4 protein-coding genes and 1 pseudogene are annotated in these 2549 nt (G+C 32.2%); 3 read left to right on the top strand and 2 right to left on the bottom strand.

Annotated features, from left to right (window positions below):
• Nucleotides 1-272 (top strand): annotated as a pseudogene (locus FTV34_RS16910) (replication initiation protein); the annotation flags it as partial.
• A gap of 33 nt (nucleotides 273-305) precedes the next feature.
• Here the strand turns inward: FTV34_RS16910 and FTV34_RS16905 are convergent.
• Together FTV34_RS16905 and FTV34_RS16900 are read right to left on the bottom strand one after the other, a co-directional pair.
• Entirely contained in the window at nucleotides 306-677 is a 372-nt protein-coding gene (locus tag FTV34_RS16905) for a hypothetical protein (RefSeq protein ID WP_179995755.1), read from the bottom strand.
• Nucleotides 678-846: 169 nt separating this feature from the next.
• Complete coding sequence (locus tag FTV34_RS16900; RefSeq protein WP_180070844.1) at nucleotides 847-1365, bottom strand: hypothetical protein; 519 nt, start codon at nucleotides 1363-1365, stop codon at nucleotides 847-849.
• Between the two features lie 188 nt (nucleotides 1366-1553).
• Between FTV34_RS16900 and FTV34_RS16895 the strand changes: the two genes are divergently transcribed.
• Nucleotides 1554-2147 carry a recombinase family protein gene (locus FTV34_RS16895; protein WP_179995760.1) on the top strand — a complete coding sequence of 198 codons (594 nt, stop codon included), beginning with the start codon at nucleotides 1554-1556 and terminating at the stop codon, nucleotides 2145-2147.
• Nucleotides 2148-2150: 3 nt separating this feature from the next.
• Nucleotides 2151-2549: hypothetical protein (locus tag FTV34_RS16890; protein WP_180070842.1), on the top strand; the 399-nt coding region annotated here is incomplete at its 3' end.

Raw genomic sequence — 2549 nt, 5'->3', positions numbered from 1 at the left:
TTAAGTTTATTAAGAAGAAAGAGAAGAAGCAGAAAGAGAGTAAAGATAAGAATACTGTAGATATGTTTACAGGACTAAGTATTAAACACTGCCTTATGTTTGGTGATAAGTTAAGTAGAGATATAGCTTTCCAAAACCATTACAAGGCTAATGTTGGAGAGAGTATAGAAGATTATGCAGAACGAATAGCTACAATGCTATCAGATGCTTTCTATATTAAGGAATGGATGACATACCTAGAAAGTGTGGGATATGTACCTAGCAACAAATAAGGGAGCTATATAAGCCCCCTTTTTTATTGTCTGTTATTTAAGACGTTCAGATAGTTGTTCTTCCATAGCCTTAAGTTTAGCTTTGTATTCTTTAATAGAGCTGATTAGTTTGTCATTGCTCAAGTCTTTATAGTCATCCTTGCTAACTGTATTTGAATCAGTACCACGTTTAACTACAGCTTTACGAGGTTTACGTTTAGCAGGGTATGTATATTCTTCTACAGCTTTCTTTTTAGCACCTGTTAAACCTAATAGCTCTACTGTACGAGTACGTGATACCAATGTACAAGGTTTATTATCTTTACCTGTAAATAGAGTTGCTATCTGTTCAGGAGCTGCATCCTTTACTAATTCTAATACTACAGCTTTAGATAGGTTGCCACGAGGTTTAGTTGTAATTGCCATATTCAATACCAACATTTACTTGTTTATTGCTTATAAGCCTATCAGATTGAACGCTGTACGTGAATAGAAATAAATTAGCAAGGCAATTATGCTCACTCATTCACGTAGAGAGAGAAGAACGATGCAAATTATTTTGCACCGCCTACACTAAAAGGTAGTAAGTCTATAACTATTTAGCAGATGCTTCTTTTACTTGAGCATCAAATCTTTTAAGTGCATTAAAAGCCTTACTATCTACAGTACCATCTACAATGGCTACTTCATGTGCGCCTTTGCTAGTTGATACTTTCATCCATGTTCTTTTTGATTGCAGAATTTTAGTTAAAATACTGTAACTTACAACCATTGTAGCTTGTGAATAGTTAGCCCCTACAGCTTGATCAAAACTAGTAGCATGATCATTCTTTATATTAATAATTTCCCCATCAATATTAAAAGATACTGAGTGAATATTTGCTATTTCATTGAATAGTTGAATAGTAATACCAACATTATCAGGATGATTATCTAACCATGATGCACCAACCATTGGGCACACCATGCTTTTACATGCTGCACCATGCGGAGCAATTGCTACACTTTTTACACCATCAAAATTACTTACTGCTGTCTGTGGATTTAATCCTGATGTTGTTGCACAACCTATAGTAAAAAGACTTACTAACCCGATGATTAATATTTTTTTCATAAAAATCTCTTAATTATTCAAAAGTAAACTGAATATAGCATTATAAGTATTTAAGACTGATAAAAGCTATCATTAGACTATACTGAAATAATAATCAAATTAAATGAGAATATATCTATCATTAGAGTTGTATTGATAATTAAATGATAGTATTATCATAAGACTTAAAGATATAATGTTATATGATAATGACAGTAAGAATATATGTAAGAGCTAGTACAAAAGACCAAGATGCAGAGAGAGCATTAGATAGCTTAAAAGAGTTTGCTAGTACCATAAACGGCGTTACTGTTGAATATGTAGAGAATGAATCAGGTACAAAGCTAGATAGACCTGTATTAAATAAATTATTAGCAGATGCAGAGAACGGAGATACATTGCTTGTTGAGAGTGTAGACCGCTTATCACGTTTAAAACAAAATGAGTTTGAAGTATTGAAAGGACGTATAAAAGAGAAAGGATTGAAGCTAGTTGTTGCTGATCTGCCAACTACTCATGTACTGCTGAATACAGATGATACCATTACAAGCTCTATCCTGAATTTAGTTAATAACCTGTTAATTGATTTGTTAGCTACTATGGCTCGATTAGACAATGAAAAGCGTATAGAACGAATTAAACAAGGTTTAGAGAGAAGCGGATACAAGCCTACAGGTAAGAAAGCAGATACAGCTAAACATGATCGTATTAGAGAGTTAAGTAATAAAGGCTTAACAAAAGAAGAAATAGCTAAAGCTGTAGGTTGTGGCGTTGCTACTGTATATAGAGTTTTAAAGGAGTAATGTATGGATGTATGTAGTTGGGATTGGTCAATTATTGCTACCTATCAAGATGTGATGGGAACTTATTTAGGAGTAGCAGCAACCATAGCATCACCAATAATAGTTGCTATTTATATTTACAAAAAATGGCATGATCAGAAAGGAAAGGAAGTTATAGCTAATGAAACAAAAGAAATTTTAAAAATAGTAGAAGATTTAAAAAATGACTATATGTATAGATATGGAAAAATAGATAGTTCAATTAACTATAAAGACCTTTTTAATAGAGATGATTTAGCTACTCATCGAATTAATAGCTTTAGGAATGATAGAAAGTATAGAGATAGAGTAAGTTTACTATTAGAAATAATTGAAGATAAAGAGATACAAGAAGTTCAACTTAATATAAAAGGATATACATTT

This window comes from Acinetobacter sp. YH16038, assembly GCF_013417275.1.
GTDB lineage: Bacteria > Pseudomonadota > Gammaproteobacteria > Pseudomonadales > Moraxellaceae > Acinetobacter.
This window is presented reverse-complemented; position numbering and strand designations above follow the sequence as displayed.